The organism is Phaeobacter sp., assembly GCF_022825805.1.
GTDB lineage: Bacteria > Pseudomonadota > Alphaproteobacteria > Rhodobacterales > Rhodobacteraceae > Phaeobacter.
Genome location: NZ_JAJDWC010000125.1, coordinates 1 through 15,005, shown reverse-complemented (window position 1 = coordinate 15,005; position 15,005 = coordinate 1). Strand labels below are relative to the sequence as shown.

The following is a 15,005-nucleotide window of genomic DNA, read 5'->3' as shown; positions in this document are numbered from 1 at the left end:
AGACCTGCCTTCATTCAAAGCGCGCACCCTTCGCAAGCGGAAAGCCCCGCAGGAAAACCTCTCGCTCCTGGGCGCCTTTGCCGGGACGCTGCAGGCGCAGCAGTTCCACGGCGCCGTCGCCACAGGCGACAGACAGCGCATCATCCAAAACCGTTCCCGGCGCCCCGTTGCCATCGATCACACGAGAGGCGAGCAGTTTCACACGCTGCCCCTCCAATTCACACCAGGCACCCGGAAACGGCGATAAACCGCGGATCTGGCGATCTACCTCCACAGATGACTGCGCCCAATCAATGCGCGCCTCGGATTTGGAGATCTTATGCGCATAGGTCACCCCGTGTTGGGATTGCACCTTCGGGCTGAGGTCGGGCAATTGCTCGATCGCGCGCACGATCAGATCGGCACCCATGGCCGACAAACGATCATGGAGATCCGCAGTGGTTTCATCCGCTGCGATGTCCGTTGTCTGTTCCAGCAGCACAGGCCCGGTGTCCAAGCCCGCCTCCATCTGCATGATCCCTACACCCGTTTGGGCATCACCGGCCATAATGGCCCGGTGAATAGGGGCGGCCCCCCGCCATCTTGGCAGCAGACTGGCGTGAATGTTCAGACAACCGTGTTTTGGGGCGTCCAAAATGCTCTGAGGCAGGATCAGGCCATAGGCCACCACAACCGCGAGATCCGCGGCAAGATCTGAAAAGGCAGTCCGTGCTTCCGCGTCCTTGAAGTTGGCGGGATGGCGCACCTCAAGCCCCAGCGCCTCGGCCCGCGCGTGAACCGGTGTTGGCCGATCTTTCTTCCCACGTCCTGCAGGCCGGGGCGGCTGGCAATACACGGCTGCAATGTCATGGCCCGCTGCAACAAGCGCATCCAAGATCGGAACCGAGAAGTCGGGAGTTCCCATAAAAACAATGCGCATTCGCCGCCTCTTTTCCGTTGGCTTGCCCCCACAGAAGGGTGTCGTCAGCCGATTTAGTTCTTTGGTCGTGATCAGCCGTTCAGCTTTTTCGCTTTGCGCAGCAGCATATCGCGCTTCACCTTGGACAGGCGATCAAAATACATCTTGCCGTTCAGATGATCGATCTGATGCTGAACACTGGTGGCTTCGATCCCCACAAAATCACGTTCAACAACTGCGCCGGTTTCATCCATATAGCGAACCGTCACCGCACGTGGGCGTTTGATATTGGCTGATACACCGGGAAGGTTCGGGCTGGCCTCCTCATGCGCCCGCAATTCGACGGAGGCATGCAGCACCTCTGGATTGGCCAATCGCACCGCACGGCCACGCTCAGCCGAGCCATCCACAACCGCAAGACGCTGTAGGATACCAATTTGGTTGGCAGCCAGACCAACGCCGGGCATTGCCTCCATCGTGTCGATCATATCCTGCCAGATCTGAAGCGTTTCTTCAGTGATGGACGACACCTCTGCCGCACGGCTGCGCAGATGTTTGTCAGGCCAGGGCAAACAGGTACGAACGGTCATTTTGTGGTCTCCAAAAGTAAATGATAGGCCGCTTCGACCTCTTTGCGCACCGCAGCGGACACACGGTCAAACGTCACAAGACCATCAAGGTGGTCGTTTTCATGCTGGATGCAGATCGCATCAAACCCATCGAACCGTTGCGTCCGCCGTTCGCCCTGCAGTGTGGTCCATGCAACATCGACCCAATCGGATCGTTCCACATCCAGGCTTACGCCCTTGATGGACAGACATCCTTCGGGCCCGACAGTCATCATGGATGATCGGTCCAAGATCTCTGGGTTGATGAACACCATAGGCGTGCGTTCCTCGTCTTTCCAGGTGGTGTCCATGACGAACAAGCGCAGGGAGTGGCCCACCTGAGGAGCCGCAAGACCACGACCGGGCGCCGAATACATTGTCTCCAACATATCAGCGGCCAGATCCGCGATTTCTGACACATCGGTAGCCGGTTCAGCCACTGCTGACAGCACAGGATCGGGCCAGGCAACAATTTGCAAAACAGCCATCAGATGGCCCTTTCCTCGGCAGGTGCGCGTCCCAAACCGTCCATGGACGCGCGAAAGGCGTTAGCCCCTTGCACGCTCGCGCTTCAGCTTCTGCATCTTGCGGGTGATCATCTGGCGTTTCAGCGGCTTGAGATAGTCGATGAACAACTTGCCGTCCAAGTGATCGAGTTCATGCTGAACACAGGTCGCCCAAAGACCATCAAACGTTTCGCTGCAGGCGTTTCCATCGCGATCCATCCATTCCACATCGACCACCTTGGGGCGGGTGACCTCGGCGTATTGATCAGGGATCGACAAACACCCTTCTTCGTAGACGTTTGTTTCATCCGACGACGCCGTGATCTGCGGGTTGAACATGACCAGAGGGCGCGGGTTTTCATCACCCTCTTTCGCGCAGTCCAACACAATCAGACGATCCATCACACCAATCTGCGGCGCGGCCAGCCCGATACCCGGCGCGGCATACATGGTTTCCAACATATCATCCGCGAGACTGCGCAGCGCATCGGACATATCTGGCACCGGCGCGCAGACTTTTTTCAGACGGGGATCGGGGTGGATCAGGATCGGACGTTTCATGAGGCTGATTTAGGCCATTGCAGCCCGCCCTGCAACGCCCCCCTTGCGCCCAGCGCTGGCGGCGTTAGCTTCTGCGGGCACCAACGGAGTTTTCACCATGGATTTTGATACAGTCATCGATCGGCGCGGCACCCACTGCGCAAAATGGGATATGATGAGCGACCTCTACAACGTGCCGCAGGATGACGGGCTGGCGATGTGGGTCGCGGATATGGATTTCGCAGTTCCAGACGTCGTGACCAACAAAATGCGCGAGATGGCTGATCATGGTGTCTATGGCTATGTCAATTGCGATGGCCCCTACAAAGACGCGATCCGTTGGTGGATGCAAACCCGGCACGGCTGGGAGGTCGACGCCGATGCGATTTTCACCACAACGGGTCTGGTTAATGGTGTGGGCATGTGTCTCGACACGTTTACCAAGCCAGGGGATGGGATCGTATTGTTTACGCCGGTCTACCACGCCTTTGCCAAGGTGATCCGCAATGCGGGACGCCAGGTCGTGGAATGTCAGATGACCCAGACCAACGGGCGATACGAAATGGATTTCGACGCCTATGACGCGCAGATGACCGGGCAGGAGAAAATGGTCATCCTTTGCTCACCGCATAATCCGGGAGGGCGCGTTTGGACACAAGAAGAGCTGCGCGCTGTCGCTGATTTCGCCAAACGCCATGATCTGATCCTGCTGTCAGATGAGATCCACCACGATCTGGTCTATGGTGATGCGACGCATATCCCAATGCAGAACGCAGCCCCCGACATCACCGATCGGCTGCTGATGCTGACTGCCCCCTCAAAGACATTCAACTTTGCCGGCATGCATACCGGGCAGGTCATCATCCCGGATCCTGATCTGCGCGCTCAATTTTCCCGCCGGATGATGGCATTGGCGCTGGCGCCCAACTCTCCCGGGCAATGGGCAACCGCCTGTGCATACTCGCCAGAAGGTGCAGCATGGGTCGATGACTTGGTGGCCTACCTAGACGGCAACAGGAAGTTGTTTGATGCAGCCGTGAATGCGATCCCCGGTTTGCGATCCGTTGAGCTGCAGGCGACATATCTGGCGTGGGTGGATTTTTCTGGGACCGGTATGGAGCAGGCAGAGTTCACGGCGCGGGTTGAACAGGCGGCGAAGATTGCTGCCAACCATGGCACCACCTTTGGCACTGGGGGCGAATCCTTCTTGCGCTTCAACCTCGGCACACAACGGTCGCGCATCGAGGATGCTTGCAACAGATTGCGCGACGCATTCGCCGACCTTCAATAGGCGCGGCCTCTATACCAGCATTGCGAAACAGATCGGGACGCCCTTTGGGTGGGCGTCTCGTGGGCCATCCGGCGGGAAAAATCAGAACGAGATGTCTTCCCGACCGATCAGACCGATGGGCGCATCGGGTTTGCGATAAAAGTCGAGCGGAGCAGAATCCGCTGCCGGTGTCGCGCGTTTGAATTCATAAAGAATCTCATCGCCTTCAAAATTCGCAGCAACGATCAGACATTGGGACAGGTGGCGCGCGCCGTCATATAGATCAACAAGGCCGCGCAGCTGTGGCGCATTCTCTGCCTCAACAGAAAACCCATCCTTCCACATGCGCAGGACAGGAATGGTCTCCTCATCCACAGCAACCCGAAGGCGGCTCTTTTTTTTCAGCCCGTCAAGGCGGGCGGCATCCAGTGCATCCTGCACAGCTTTAGGCACATATGTCGTCATCGGACTGACCTTCCCTACTTTGACCCGCGTCGCGGTCTGGGCCATGCATTTCTGGCCATCAACGCTGCGGTTGAAGCTTCGCTCCTATCCCAAGGGTGCCTCGCAAATCGCTAAAATCAAGTGAACTTTTTGAAACAGGTCAATCGGTTGTTCCGGCAACACAGCCCCCCGTGTCAGGGGGCGCTCTGAAACTGTGCATCTGTGCAGGGAGGCTGCGCGCTGGTGATGCTGGGCGATAGCGCCACGAAATTCTAGGTTACCCCCATCAGTGAAAGGAGATCACCATGGGCCTATTGATTGACGGAGTTTGGCACGATCAGTGGTACGACACGGCCGCCAGTGGTGGCGCCTTCAAACGTTCTGCTGCGCAGTTTCGCAATTGGATCACCGCCGATGGGGCGGCCGGGCCCACTGGCAAAAGCGGCTTTGCCGCCGAGAGTGGCCGCTATCACCTCTATGTGTCGCTCGCCTGCCCCTGGGCACATCGGACATTGATTTTTCGCCAATTGAAAGATCTGACAGACCATATCTCTGTGTCTGTGGTTCATCCAGACATGCTGGACAAAGGATGGACATTTGAAACCGATGATGACGGCGCAACCGGTGACACTCTCTTCGGCAGCGCTTTTGCGCATCAGATCTACACCCGCGCAGATCCCAGCTATTCCGGTCGCGTGACCGTTCCCATCCTCTGGGACAAACAAACCAACACGATTGTCTCAAACGAAAGCGCCGACATCATTCGGATGTTCAACAGCGTATTCGACACACTCACTGGGAACACCACCGATTTCTGGCCCGAAGAGCTGCGCGAGCCCATCGAAGCCGTCAATTCCCGCATATATTCAACGCTGAACAACGGCGTCTACAAATGCGGTTTTGCCACGACACAGGCAGCTTATGATGCGGCTGTGGATCCGCTGTTTGACACCATGGATTGGCTCGAAGACATCCTGTCTGAGCATCGCTTCCTGCTCGGCGAGCGCCTGACCGAGGCGGATTGGCGTCTGTTCACAACATTGGTGCGGTTTGATCCGGTCTATCATCTGCATTTCAAATGCAATCGCCGTCGTCTGATCGATTATCCAAATCTCTGGGCCTATGCACGCGCGCTTTATCAACATCCCGGTGTGACGGACACGGTGGGGATGCAGCACATCGTGCGGCACTACCACTATAGCCATGAAACGATAAATCCGCACCGCATCATTCCCACCAACCCCGTTTTGGATTGGATGGAACCACACGGGCGCAGGTAACCAGGCTGCCTCGTGCAAAAAGATCTGGTTGGACAAAAGGATCTGGGAGGGCAACCCGCTGAACTAAAGCTCTCCCCTTTTCTGGGGAGTTGCTGACGGCGCAGCGCTATGGTTGCTTTTCCGCTCTTGTTACCCCATACCTCGACCCTAAGTCGGCATTGTGCCTGACCCGGGGTTGTGGCCCCTATTGTCCAAGGCGCACGATGACAGGCACATCCGAACTCAAGCCTCTCCCGAAACGAGATCACGGCGGAAACCTCAGCGCTGCTGCTGCACAGTACGGCGGCGCGCTGGATCAGTGGATGGACCTGTCCACAGGCATTAATCCAACACCCTACCCGGTCGGGACCATAACCGCCGCTGATTGGGGCGCGCTACCGGACGACGCCGCGCGCCAGGATCTGATCGAGGCTGCACGCGACTTCTGGAGTGTCCCGGCCAGTGCGGCGATCCTGCCAGCCCCCGGCGCCTCTGCGTTGATCGCTGCGATCCCGGCATTGGCCGAGCCACGTTGGGTCGAAATCACGACGCCGACATACAATGAACACGCCGCCGCATTTACCAATCACAACTGGCAGATCACGGCGCGCGGCCCGGCCGAGGCCCGTGTATTGGTCCATCCCAACAATCCCGACGGTCGCCTGTGGTCCGCACATGACGCCGCGTTTTCGCCGCTTGTGATCATTGACGAGAGCTTTTGCGATGTCTGCCCGGACCAAAGCTTGATCGAAATGGCGCGGCGGCCCGGCGTGATCGTTCTGAAGAGCTTTGGCAAGTTCTGGGGCCTCGCGGGACTGCGCCTCGGCTTTGCCATTGGTGATCCCGCATTGATCGAAGAGCTTGGCCGCATGCAGGGTCCCTGGGCTGTGTCTGGCCCGGGCCTGAGGATCGGCACCCGGGCCCTGCGCGATAAAACATGGGCCAACGAAACCCGCAGGTCACTGCACGCTGCGGCGCAGCGCCTCGATCAACTGATGACAGCTCATAAGGCCGACCTCGTTGGGGGGACCGATCTGTTTCGGCTCTACGAGGTGGATAACGCCGAAGACTGGCAAAAACGCTTGGCGCACTCCCAGATCTGGAGCAGGATCTTTCCGTATTCAAAAACACTTCTGAGATTGGGGCTGCCCGCAGACCAAGACTGGGAAAGACTGGAGAACGCTTTGTGACTACCCCCGCTTTGCTGGTTCCCGCGCTCATTCTGGATGCCATTTTTGGGGAGCCGAACTGGCTTTGGTCGCGCCTGCCACATCCGGCAGTTTTGATGGGCAAAGCTGTTGGCTATCTTGATCGACGGCTCAATCACGGCACATCCAAAAAAATCAAAGGGGTTGGCGCGCTTGTTGCTTTGGTTTCAGGGGCCGCGCTGCTGGGATGGGTTCTTTCGTTCTTCGGACCCTTTGTCGAAATCCTGATAGCGGCAATTTTGCTGGCGCAGCGGTCTTTGTGCGATCATGTATCAGCTGTTGCACAAGGCCTTCGCCAAAGCCTTGCGGACGGGCGGTTCGCCGTTTCCATGATCGTCAGTCGCGACACCGCAACGATGACGGGCCCGCAAGTTGCCCGTTCCGCAATTGAAAGTGGTGCAGAGAATTTTTCCGACGGGCTCGTTGCACCCGCCTTTTGGTTCATTCTGGCCGGTCTGCCGGGTATCCTTATCTACAAGATTACCAACACCGCCGACAGCATGATCGGCTACAAAACTCCGCGGCACCAGGACTTTGGCTGGGCGGCTGCGAGGTTTGACGATCTTCTCAACCTCATACCTGCTCGGCTCTCAGCTGTGTTGATTGCACTCGTCGGTGGACAACTGCGACATTGGAGAGCAATTGCGGCTGATGCGCGCAAACACCGCTCTCCGAATGCCGGCTGGCCAGAGGCCGCCATGGCCCGGAGCATCGATGTCTCGCTCGCGGGACCTCGATCATATGATGGTGAAATGCAGAGCTTTCCGTGGGTCAATGAAGGCGGTTCCAAAAGCAGCAACGCCCACAGCATTGAACGTGCCGTTTCAGTATTGTGGCAGGCCTGGGCCGTCGGGCTGTTTCTCTTGGTTGCCATTGTACTGCTGTTCTAGCTAACTAGGCGCAGTTGCACCCAAAAGGATCCGTTTTCGTGTTGCGTAACAGTCTCATTGCTTTTCTCGCTCTTATTGCTCTGCCCATTTCTGCCCAGGCGCAGTGTGGCGGCAATTTCACATCCTTTGTGACGTCACTGAAAGAAGAGGCGCTGACAGGCGGGTATGATCGCGCAACAGTGAACCGCTTTTTCAAAGGGGTTCAGAAAGACGCCGCCGTGTTAAAAGCGGACAGGGCGCAGGGTGTGTTTCAAAAACCCTTTGTGGAATTCTCCCGTCGCCTGATTTCCCAAAACCGCATCGACCGGGGCAAGGCAATGTCTCAGAAATATGATGCGATTTTTCGTCGGATCGAAAACACCTACGGCATTGATCGCGGCGTGCTGCTTGCCTTCTGGGCCTTTGAAACGGACTATGGCGCGGTGCAAGGCAATTTCAACACATTGAACGCTCTGATCACGCTAGCCCATGATTGCCGCCGACCGGATCTGTTTCGCCCGCAGATTTTTGCCGCGCTGGAACTCTATGCCGATGGTGACTTCGACCCGCGCAAAACAACGGGTGCATGGGCTGGTGAAATTGGCATGGTGCAGATGCTGCCGAAGGACATTCTGGAAAACGGCGTTGATGCGGATGGCGATGGTCATGTCCGACTGAAGACATCCGCCCCGGATGCGTTGATGTCAGGGGCAAAAATGCTGTCCAGTCTTGGTTGGACCGCTGACGCCCCTTGGCTACAGGAAGTGACCATTCCGGCTGATCTGGATTTGCGCAAGACCGGCGCGTATCGGAAGCTGAATGTCTCAGACTGGAAGGCCATGGGCATCACGCCACGCAGCGGGCGCCTGGCCGCCCCAGGTGTGAAAGCTGCGCTGATCCTGCCACAAGGCCACAAAGGCCCGGCTTTCTTGGCCTACCCGAACTTCGATGTGTATTTCGAATGGAACCAGAGTTTTACCTATGTTTTGACCGCAGCCTATTTCGCAACCCGGCTGTCTGGTGCTGAGCGATTGGACGTAGGCTCACCCGATCCGGGGCTGAATGGCGCGCAGATGAAGCAACTGCAACGCAAGCTGCAGGCAAAAGGATATGATGTCGGTGATATCGACGGGATCCTGGGGGCGCGCACCCGCCGCGCAGTCCAAAAAGAACAGGAACGGTTGGGGTTCCCTGCTGATGCCTGGCCCACCCCTGCCCTGCTTGCAAAGCTCTAAACTCAGCGAGGCTACCGGACGGGAAACCGTTCCCCCGTTTCGGTGATCACCACCGTCCGGCCGCCGCTGACGACAAACAGATCACAACGTGAAGCGCCATTGACGAAGGTCACACAGACACTGCCGTCCGCGGCGATGTGATAGGTGCCCCATGCGGTGCCTCCCCCGTTCACTGCGGAATATGTGTATGAATAGGCGCCATCAGAGCCAAAGCGCGCCTCTCCGTCGTCGAAAAAGACAAACGCCTGCCCTGGCAACCCTGACAGCGCATCAGCACTATAGGGCGCGTCACTATCCCTGAGAGACCAGTTTACGTTGTCGGGCGGCGCAGTGGTCTGCGCCGCAGACGCGACCGGCAAAGAAATTAAAGCTGTGAGAAAGGCTATCAGACGCATATCCCAAATCTAGCAGGAATTGCCGGTCTGGCATGTCACGTTTCAGTCAGACACGGCAGCAAGGCTGAGCCCCTTCTGACCAAACCGCCACACTACAAACTGCGCCACCCTCACCAATCGATCAGGGTTTCGAAATCCTGCACCAGTCGAGACCAAATCCCCAGAAGCTCGGCAAAATCATCCGCGCTCATCCCATCGTTGCCGAGGAACACATCCAGCTCGATGCGCGCGGAACCCTCGTCTGAAACATAAGCGCGTCCAAATCTGTTTTCGGTGTTCCAATCATTGATTTTCGACAGCCGAACGCTGCCATCAGTTTGATAGCCCGAGAAAAACTGGATCGCGTCACAGCGGGTGTTGTCCGTGCAACCGTAGAAGTAAATTGAGAACTCATTGCCATAGTAATTGACTGAAATATTCGGATCACCGACATCATCCGTTGTCACATCGTAGGCCACGCCCTCTTCGTCAAAAAACTGCGCAATGGTCTGCGGGTCTTTCGCGACGATGTCTTTTGCCTCCGCAAATGTCGGGAGCGCCAAGGCCAATACGGCAACAACAATTGAAAAATACTTCATGCCAATTCCTACTATTTCTTCACCAAATTCGCGGAGTGTCCTGCACTCTTGCGACCAATCATGCAACCAGGGCTTCGGCCTTTTTCAAGTCCACTGACACCAACTGGCTGACACCTTTTTCCTGCATGGTAACGCCAAACAACCGGTCCATGCGTGCCATCGTCACCGCGTGATGGGTGATGATGAGGAACCGGGTGTCGGTCTGTCGGCACATTTCGTCCAGAAGGTCGCAAAAGCGGGTCACATTTGCATCATCCAGAGGCGCGTCAACCTCGTCCAGAACACAAATCGGCGCGGGGTTAGACAAGAACACCGCAAAGATCAGGGCCATGGCCGTCAACGTCTGCTCACCACCCGACAACAACGACAGGGTGGACAGCTTCTTGCCCGGCGGCTGGCACATGATTTCAAGGCCCGCATCCAGCGGATCGTCACTTTCGACCATAACCAAGTTTGCTTCGCCACCGCCAAAAAGATGGGTGAACAACATCGCGAAATTGGTGTTCACTTCCTCAAACGCGGTGAGCAATCGCTCCCGTCCTTCCCGGTTGAAGTTTGCGATGCCAGCCCTCAGGGTTTTGATCGCCTCTTCCAGGTCGGATTTCTCGCCCACCAGTTGGTCGTGCTCCTCCTGCACGACGCGCGCATCCTCTTCTGCCCGAAGGTTTACCGCCCCAAGCGCATCGCGCTGGCGCTTATGACGATTGACCTCCGCCTCCAGCTCTTCTGCGCTGAGCATATCGTCCGGATCGACGTCCAATTGGCGGGCCAGATCCTCCGGCACCGATTGCTGCTCGTCTCTGATCCGGCCCTCGGCCAGAGCGACTGTTTCGCGTGCTGCATCACAACGCGCTTCGGAACGCGCACGCGCTTCGCGCGCTTCGGAAGCGAGCCGCGCGCATTCACGCTCGGCATGAACAGCGTCGCGCAACGTGGTCTCGGCCCCGACCAGCGCATCGGCAGCCTCGGCCTTGCGCGCCTCGGCCTCTTCGATGGCGCTCTGCAACTCCTGTCGGGTTTCCGCGATCTGATCAGGGGCTTCCAGCGCTTCTTCCAGATCTTCCTGTGTGGCCTCACGGCGGTCGCTCAGCTCAGCAATGCGACGATCGGCACTCTCCAACCGGTGGCGCCAGCCAGACAGCTCGGTTGTGACTTGCTGACCACGGGCCAGGCGCGCCTCGCCTTCGCGGCGCAGCTCATCATGACTGGAGCGATGGGTCAGCATGGTGATGCGTGCCGCTTCGACAGTTTGCTTGACATCTTCAACCGCGGCACGCGCGGCATCCAAATCGCCCAACTCAGCCTGGGCACTGCGGGCGCTTTCCAGTTGATCGCGCGCTGCGGCAGCATCCTCGTCATGGCGCGCGACCGCGATGGCCAGAGTCTCCAGCTTCCCCTCTGACAGGTTGCGATGATTCTCGGCGCGACTTAGGGCTCTGGCCGCATCTGCGACCCGTTGATCCGCAACCCGCCGCGCTTCTCGCGCGGCCTGATCCTTGGCTGTGGCATCAGACAAGTGACGCACAAGAAGGTCATGCGCAGCCTGCGCCCCCTCTGCGCGAGCGGTTGCATGGGCCAGATCCTGTTTCAAGCCCTCCAACCGGTTCATCTGTTCCAACCGCAGCGCGGCGGCGCTCGGGGCGTCCTCAGCCCAGGCGCGATAGCCATCCCAGCGCCACAAGTCGCCTTCTTGGGTGACCAATCGCTGGCCTGGTCGCAATTGCGAGTGCAACGCCAGAGCCACATCACCATCAACCAGACCAACCTGCGACATACGCCGCATCAACGCGGGCGGGCAATCCACATGATCTGCCAAAGACGTGACCCCATCAGGCAGAGCTGCGTCTGCTTCATAAGGGGGAAGTGTCACCCAACCGCTTGGCCCATCAGCCGCTGCCAAAGGTGCGCGCAGATCATCCATCAGTGCTGCGCCCAACGCCTTTTCAAACCCCGGCGCAACCCGCATTTCGTCCAAGACATGGCCGCTCTCTGCGGTGTCGCGCTCCACCAGTTTGGCCAAGGCAGACACCTCTGCGCGCAAAGCACCCAATTCACCTTCGGCTTCAGACCTTTGCGCGCGGGCGGTGGCTTCGCGGGCCTGCAGTTCGCTGCGGTGTTCTTCTGCGGCTGCCAGTGCCTCTTCGGCGTGTTCAGCGGCCTCGCGCAGCTCTTCTTCAGCAGAGATTGCGGTTTCCAGATCATGTTCCGCTTGATGCAGCGTTTCTCGCGCCTGTCGCGTCGCCTCACGCGAGGCGCGGCCCTCTTCATCGGCGCGTTGCAACGCGCGTTGCCCATCTTCGACCTGCCGCTGAGCGGTCTGATGGCGCGCAGACAAACGCGCAACATCTTCGGTCAATCCGGTCAGATGTTCCTCACGGGCCTGCAAGATACTGCCAGCTTCACGGGCGCGTTCCGCGGCCTCGGCCAACCGGTCATCATGACCTTCGCCTGCACGGGACAGTTCCCGTTGCTCCCATTCCAACCGCTCGATGGTTTCGCCCGCATCCCGGTTCAGGCCGCTTTCCCGTTCAATGTCGCAGCCTAGCTGAGCCACTCGGTTGGTCAAGGTCTCAATCGTTGTCTGCGCTTGCTGCTCCTGATCGCGCAACGCGTCGCGTTGCACAATCAAACGCTGTAACACCGCTGCGGCGATGGCTTCTTCTTCGCGCATGGGAGGCAGTTTTGCTTCCTCCTCCAGGCGTTTGGCTTCGGCAGCGCGGGTCAGCGCATCCGCCTTTGCCGCCTGGGTTTCCCGCAAGCGCAGGATATCTTCGGCCTCCAGTCGCGCGTCATCCGCATCACGCCAGCGGCGATAGAGCAACATGCCCTCTGCCTTACGCAGCTGTTCCCCGATATCGCGATAGCGCTGTGCCTGCCGGGCTTGCCGCGACAGCTGTGCCAGTTGCGCGGCCAACTGCTCGATCACATCATCGACCCGCAACAGATTGGCCTCAGTGTTCTTCAGTTTCAGCTCTGCCTCATGGCGCCGCTGATAAAGCCCGGAGATACCAGCTGCCTCCTCCAGGATACGGCGACGCGCCTTCGGCTTTGCATTGATCAGCTCGGCAATTTGCCCCTGGCGCACCAATGCCGGTGAATGCGCCCCGGTGGAGGCATCAGCAAACAACATCTGCACATCACGGGCGCGAACGTCCTTGCCGTTGGTTTTATAGGCGCTGCCCACATCGCGAGTGATGCGGCGCATGATCTCGAGGTTGTCGCTTTCGTTGAACCCAGACGGCGCAAGACGTTCGCTGTTGTCCAAGAGCAGGCTGACTTCGGCAAAGTTACGGGCTGGACGGGAGTTTGTGCCTGCAAAGATCACATCCTCCATCCCGCCGCCACGCATGGCCTTGGGCCGATTTTCCCCCATCACCCAACGCAATGCCTCCAACAGGTTCGATTTACCACAACCGTTCGGGCCCACGACGCCAGTCAAACCGTCTGCAATCAGCAGATCGGTTGGGTCTACAAAGCTCTTGAAGCCGTTCAATCTGAGTTTCGAAAAGCGCAATCGTCTGCCCCGTCTGTCTTTAGCAGTCTAGTTTCGCGGGGTTGGTACATGACTGTCAATTCGGCTGCCTCCCAAATCAGCCTACAATCAGCGGGATTTGGAGCATATCCTGTGGATAAAACCCGTTTTCCAACCTTATCTGCCCCGGCATGACAATTCCGCCAGTAGTACGGCCTGATCACCCAGAACGCGGCTCACCTTGCAACCTGTCGCGATTTCGACGGCGCGTTTCGCTCGATCTTTGATCGGGCCAAGCGTGGAGCATATTGGGGCGTGATCCGCACCGCCTCCGCAAGATCACCGCGACGACGCACCTCAAACCGGCTGGTTTCGACCTCGACCACCACATGCGGTGAGGCATGAAAATAGCCACTGGCAGAACTGCAAGCGGTCAGTGCAAGCGCAGAAACCACAACTTTCGCATACTGCCGCAAACCCAGAGAGGCCATCGTGTTCGCTCCGGAATGATCAAGGATCATATTCATCTTAAAACTGTAGCGCATTCTGTTCGCCGTCCAAAACAGAAGCCGCGCATATACCCCCGCGTGCTACGTGAACACTTGCAGCCGCTGCCACAGCGTGGTCATATGTTTTGACCAATACTTCCCAGCCAGATCTGCGTCTTCATGCCCTTTCACAAAGTCCAACCAGAGAAACTCTCCGCCTCCGTTGTTCGGCAGATTGAACAATTCATCCTCAGGGGTGTGCTCAATCCAGGTGAACGGTTGCCAGCGGAACGGGAATTGGCCGAACGGCTCGGCGTTTCGCGCCCGTCTTTGCGCGATGCTCTGGCGGAGTTGCAACAACGCGGCCTGTTGATCTCTCGCGCTGGCGCAGGCGTTTTTGTTGCGGATGTCTTGGGATCAGCCTTCTCACCGGCTCTGGTGCAGCTGTTTGCCAGCCACGACGAAGCTGTATTCGACTATCTGAGCTTCCGGCGCGACATGGAAGGGCTAGCTGCAGAGCGCGCCGCGCGGTTTGGCTCCGACTATGATCTGCAAGTCATCCAAGCCATTTACGACAAGATGGAAAAAGCCGGTGATCCGGCCACATCCGAAGAAGCTGCTGCATTGGATGCCAAATTTCATTCTGCCATTATGGACGCCAGCCACAATGTGATCATGCTGCATATGATGCGGTCGATGTTTGACCTGCTTCGGGAAGGCGTTTTTTACAATCGTCGGATCATGTTCCAGCAACACACAACACGGGATGCGCTGCTGTCCCAGCATTGCGCGATCAACGCAGCATTGCAGGCACGTGATCCGGACGCCGCCAGAGCCGCGGTTGAAGCTCATCTTGACTATGTGAAGCAGGCGTTGATTGACCAGCAGCGCGCGGAGCGAAATGCGGATATCGCGCGGCAAAGACTGCAGCGGGAAATTGGACAACCGTAGATAGGTGTCACCGTCGGCAGATGTGATTCGGCGCGAAGCGCATAGCAAGACTTGGCCGCTTTTCCCTAACCAATTGCTCTACATAGAAAACTCCGGCTCCGCCTATCCCCGCTGCCTATAAATCAAATGGAAAGCTCTTTGTCTTATACCGCACTCACCCCAAAACCCGAAATTTTTCGTGTGTTATGACCCTGAAGTTGTCTGAGACCTGATCTCGGAATGTTTTCCACTCTTTGGGGATGGTTTCGCGGAAGAATCTCAGGATCGCATCGGCGAATTGCTTT

15 protein-coding genes and 1 pseudogene are annotated in these 15,005 nt (G+C 57.9%); 6 read left to right on the top strand and 10 right to left on the bottom strand.

Features of this window, described 5'->3' with window-relative positions; translation table 11 throughout:
* Positions 1-10: 10 nt before the first annotated feature.
* The 4 genes from fmt to def (Q0C28_RS14665) form a co-directional block, all read right to left on the bottom strand.
* Positions 11-919, bottom strand: coding sequence for a methionyl-tRNA formyltransferase (gene fmt / locus Q0C28_RS14680; RefSeq protein WP_293576889.1), 909 nt, complete (start codon positions 917-919; stop codon positions 11-13).
* A gap of 71 nt (positions 920-990) precedes the next feature.
* The gene (def, locus tag Q0C28_RS14675) at positions 991-1,488 is read right to left on the bottom strand and encodes a peptide deformylase (RefSeq protein ID WP_293576888.1); all 498 of its coding nucleotides are present in this window, start codon (positions 1,486-1,488) and stop codon (positions 991-993) included.
* Entirely contained in the window at positions 1,485-1,994 is a 510-nt protein-coding gene (gene def / locus Q0C28_RS14670; RefSeq protein WP_293576887.1) for a peptide deformylase, read from the bottom strand. The genes def (Q0C28_RS14675) and def (Q0C28_RS14670) overlap by 4 nt, the downstream gene beginning before the upstream one ends.
* Positions 1,995-2,054: 60 nt before the next feature.
* Positions 2,055-2,573 (bottom strand): peptide deformylase, encoded by a 519-nt coding sequence (gene def / locus Q0C28_RS14665; protein ID WP_293576886.1) that lies wholly within the window; start codon positions 2,571-2,573, stop codon positions 2,055-2,057.
* A 97-nt stretch (positions 2,574-2,670) separates the two neighbouring features.
* Between def (Q0C28_RS14665) and Q0C28_RS14660 the strand changes: the two genes are divergently transcribed.
* Positions 2,671-3,843: a MalY/PatB family protein gene (locus tag Q0C28_RS14660; RefSeq protein WP_293576885.1), complete on the top strand. Its 1,173-nt coding sequence runs from the start codon at positions 2,671-2,673 to the stop codon at positions 3,841-3,843.
* An 81-nt stretch (positions 3,844-3,924) separates the two neighbouring features.
* On the opposite strand, the gene Q0C28_RS14655 is transcribed toward Q0C28_RS14660, so the two are convergent.
* The gene (locus tag Q0C28_RS14655) at positions 3,925-4,287 is read right to left on the bottom strand and encodes a hypothetical protein (protein ID WP_293576884.1); all 363 of its coding nucleotides are present in this window, start codon (positions 4,285-4,287) and stop codon (positions 3,925-3,927) included.
* A 284-nt stretch (positions 4,288-4,571) separates the two neighbouring features.
* On the opposite strand from Q0C28_RS14655, the gene Q0C28_RS14650 reads away from it, so the two are divergent.
* The 4 genes from Q0C28_RS14650 (at position 4,572) to Q0C28_RS14635 (ending at position 8,837) form a co-directional block, all read left to right on the top strand.
* Positions 4,572-5,546, top strand: a complete 975-nt coding sequence (locus Q0C28_RS14650; protein WP_293576883.1) for a glutathione S-transferase family protein — start codon at positions 4,572-4,574, stop codon at positions 5,544-5,546.
* A 203-nt stretch (positions 5,547-5,749) separates the two neighbouring features.
* Positions 5,750-6,715: a threonine-phosphate decarboxylase CobD gene (gene cobD, locus Q0C28_RS14645; RefSeq protein ID WP_293576882.1), complete on the top strand. Its 966-nt coding sequence runs from the start codon at positions 5,750-5,752 to the stop codon at positions 6,713-6,715.
* The gene (gene cbiB / locus Q0C28_RS14640; protein WP_293576881.1) at positions 6,712-7,623 is read left to right on the top strand and encodes an adenosylcobinamide-phosphate synthase CbiB; all 912 of its coding nucleotides are present in this window, start codon (positions 6,712-6,714) and stop codon (positions 7,621-7,623) included. Before cobD ends, cbiB begins: the two co-directional genes overlap by 4 nt.
* Before the next feature lie 38 nt (positions 7,624-7,661).
* On the top strand, positions 7,662-8,837 hold the full coding sequence (locus tag Q0C28_RS14635; RefSeq protein ID WP_293576880.1) for a lytic murein transglycosylase: 1,176 nt from the start codon (positions 7,662-7,664) through the stop codon (positions 8,835-8,837).
* 11 nt (positions 8,838-8,848) lie between these two features.
* Here the strand turns inward: Q0C28_RS14635 and Q0C28_RS14630 are convergent, their stop codons facing one another.
* From Q0C28_RS14630 to Q0C28_RS14615, 4 genes are all read right to left on the bottom strand, one after another.
* Entirely contained in the window at positions 8,849-9,232 is a 384-nt protein-coding gene (locus Q0C28_RS14630) for a hypothetical protein (protein ID WP_293576879.1), read from the bottom strand.
* 110 nt (positions 9,233-9,342) lie between these two features.
* The gene (locus Q0C28_RS14625; RefSeq protein ID WP_293576878.1) at positions 9,343-9,810 is read right to left on the bottom strand and encodes a YbjN domain-containing protein; all 468 of its coding nucleotides are present in this window, start codon (positions 9,808-9,810) and stop codon (positions 9,343-9,345) included.
* Between the two features lie 58 nt (positions 9,811-9,868).
* Complete coding sequence (smc, locus tag Q0C28_RS14620) at positions 9,869-13,324, bottom strand: chromosome segregation protein SMC (RefSeq protein ID WP_293576877.1); 3,456 nt, start codon at positions 13,322-13,324, stop codon at positions 9,869-9,871.
* Between the two features lie 194 nt (positions 13,325-13,518).
* The gene (locus Q0C28_RS14615) at positions 13,519-13,827 is read right to left on the bottom strand and encodes a hypothetical protein (protein WP_293576876.1); all 309 of its coding nucleotides are present in this window, start codon (positions 13,825-13,827) and stop codon (positions 13,519-13,521) included.
* 123 nt (positions 13,828-13,950) lie between these two features.
* Between Q0C28_RS14615 and Q0C28_RS14610 the strand changes: the two genes are divergently transcribed.
* On the top strand, positions 13,951-14,721 hold the full coding sequence (locus Q0C28_RS14610; protein ID WP_293576875.1) for an FCD domain-containing protein: 771 nt from the start codon (positions 13,951-13,953) through the stop codon (positions 14,719-14,721).
* Positions 14,722-14,875: 154 nt separating this feature from the next.
* Here the strand turns inward: Q0C28_RS14610 and Q0C28_RS17780 are convergent.
* Positions 14,876-15,005, bottom strand: a pseudogene (locus Q0C28_RS17780) (IS630 family transposase); the annotation flags it as partial.

Bases quoted from the DNA above. Each gene is read 5' to 3' on its own strand.
- fmt (WP_293576889.1), bottom strand. From the start codon at position 919: ATGCGCATTGTTTTTATGGGAACTCCCGACTTCTCGGTTCCGATCTTG.
- def (WP_293576888.1), bottom strand. From the start codon at position 1,488: ATGACCGTTCGTACCTGTTTGCCCTGGCCTGACAAACATCTGCGCAGC.
- def (WP_293576887.1), bottom strand. From the start codon at position 1,994: ATGGCTGTTTTGCAAATTGTTGCCTGGCCCGATCCTGTGCTGTCAGCA.
- def (WP_293576886.1), bottom strand. From the start codon at position 2,573: ATGAAACGTCCGATCCTGATCCACCCCGATCCCCGTCTGAAAAAAGTC.
- Q0C28_RS14660 (WP_293576885.1), top strand. From the start codon at position 2,671: ATGGATTTTGATACAGTCATCGATCGGCGCGGCACCCACTGCGCAAAA.
- Q0C28_RS14655 (WP_293576884.1), bottom strand. From the start codon at position 4,287: ATGACGACATATGTGCCTAAAGCTGTGCAGGATGCACTGGATGCCGCC.
- Q0C28_RS14650 (WP_293576883.1), top strand. From the start codon at position 4,572: ATGGGCCTATTGATTGACGGAGTTTGGCACGATCAGTGGTACGACACG.
- cobD (WP_293576882.1), top strand. From the start codon at position 5,750: ATGACAGGCACATCCGAACTCAAGCCTCTCCCGAAACGAGATCACGGC.
- Q0C28_RS14630 (WP_293576879.1), bottom strand. From the start codon at position 9,232: ATGCGTCTGATAGCCTTTCTCACAGCTTTAATTTCTTTGCCGGTCGCG.
- Q0C28_RS14625 (WP_293576878.1), bottom strand. From the start codon at position 9,810: ATGAAGTATTTTTCAATTGTTGTTGCCGTATTGGCCTTGGCGCTCCCG.
- Q0C28_RS14615 (WP_293576876.1), bottom strand. From the start codon at position 13,827: ATGCGCTACAGTTTTAAGATGAATATGATCCTTGATCATTCCGGAGCG.
- Q0C28_RS14610 (WP_293576875.1), top strand. From the start codon at position 13,951: ATGCCCTTTCACAAAGTCCAACCAGAGAAACTCTCCGCCTCCGTTGTT.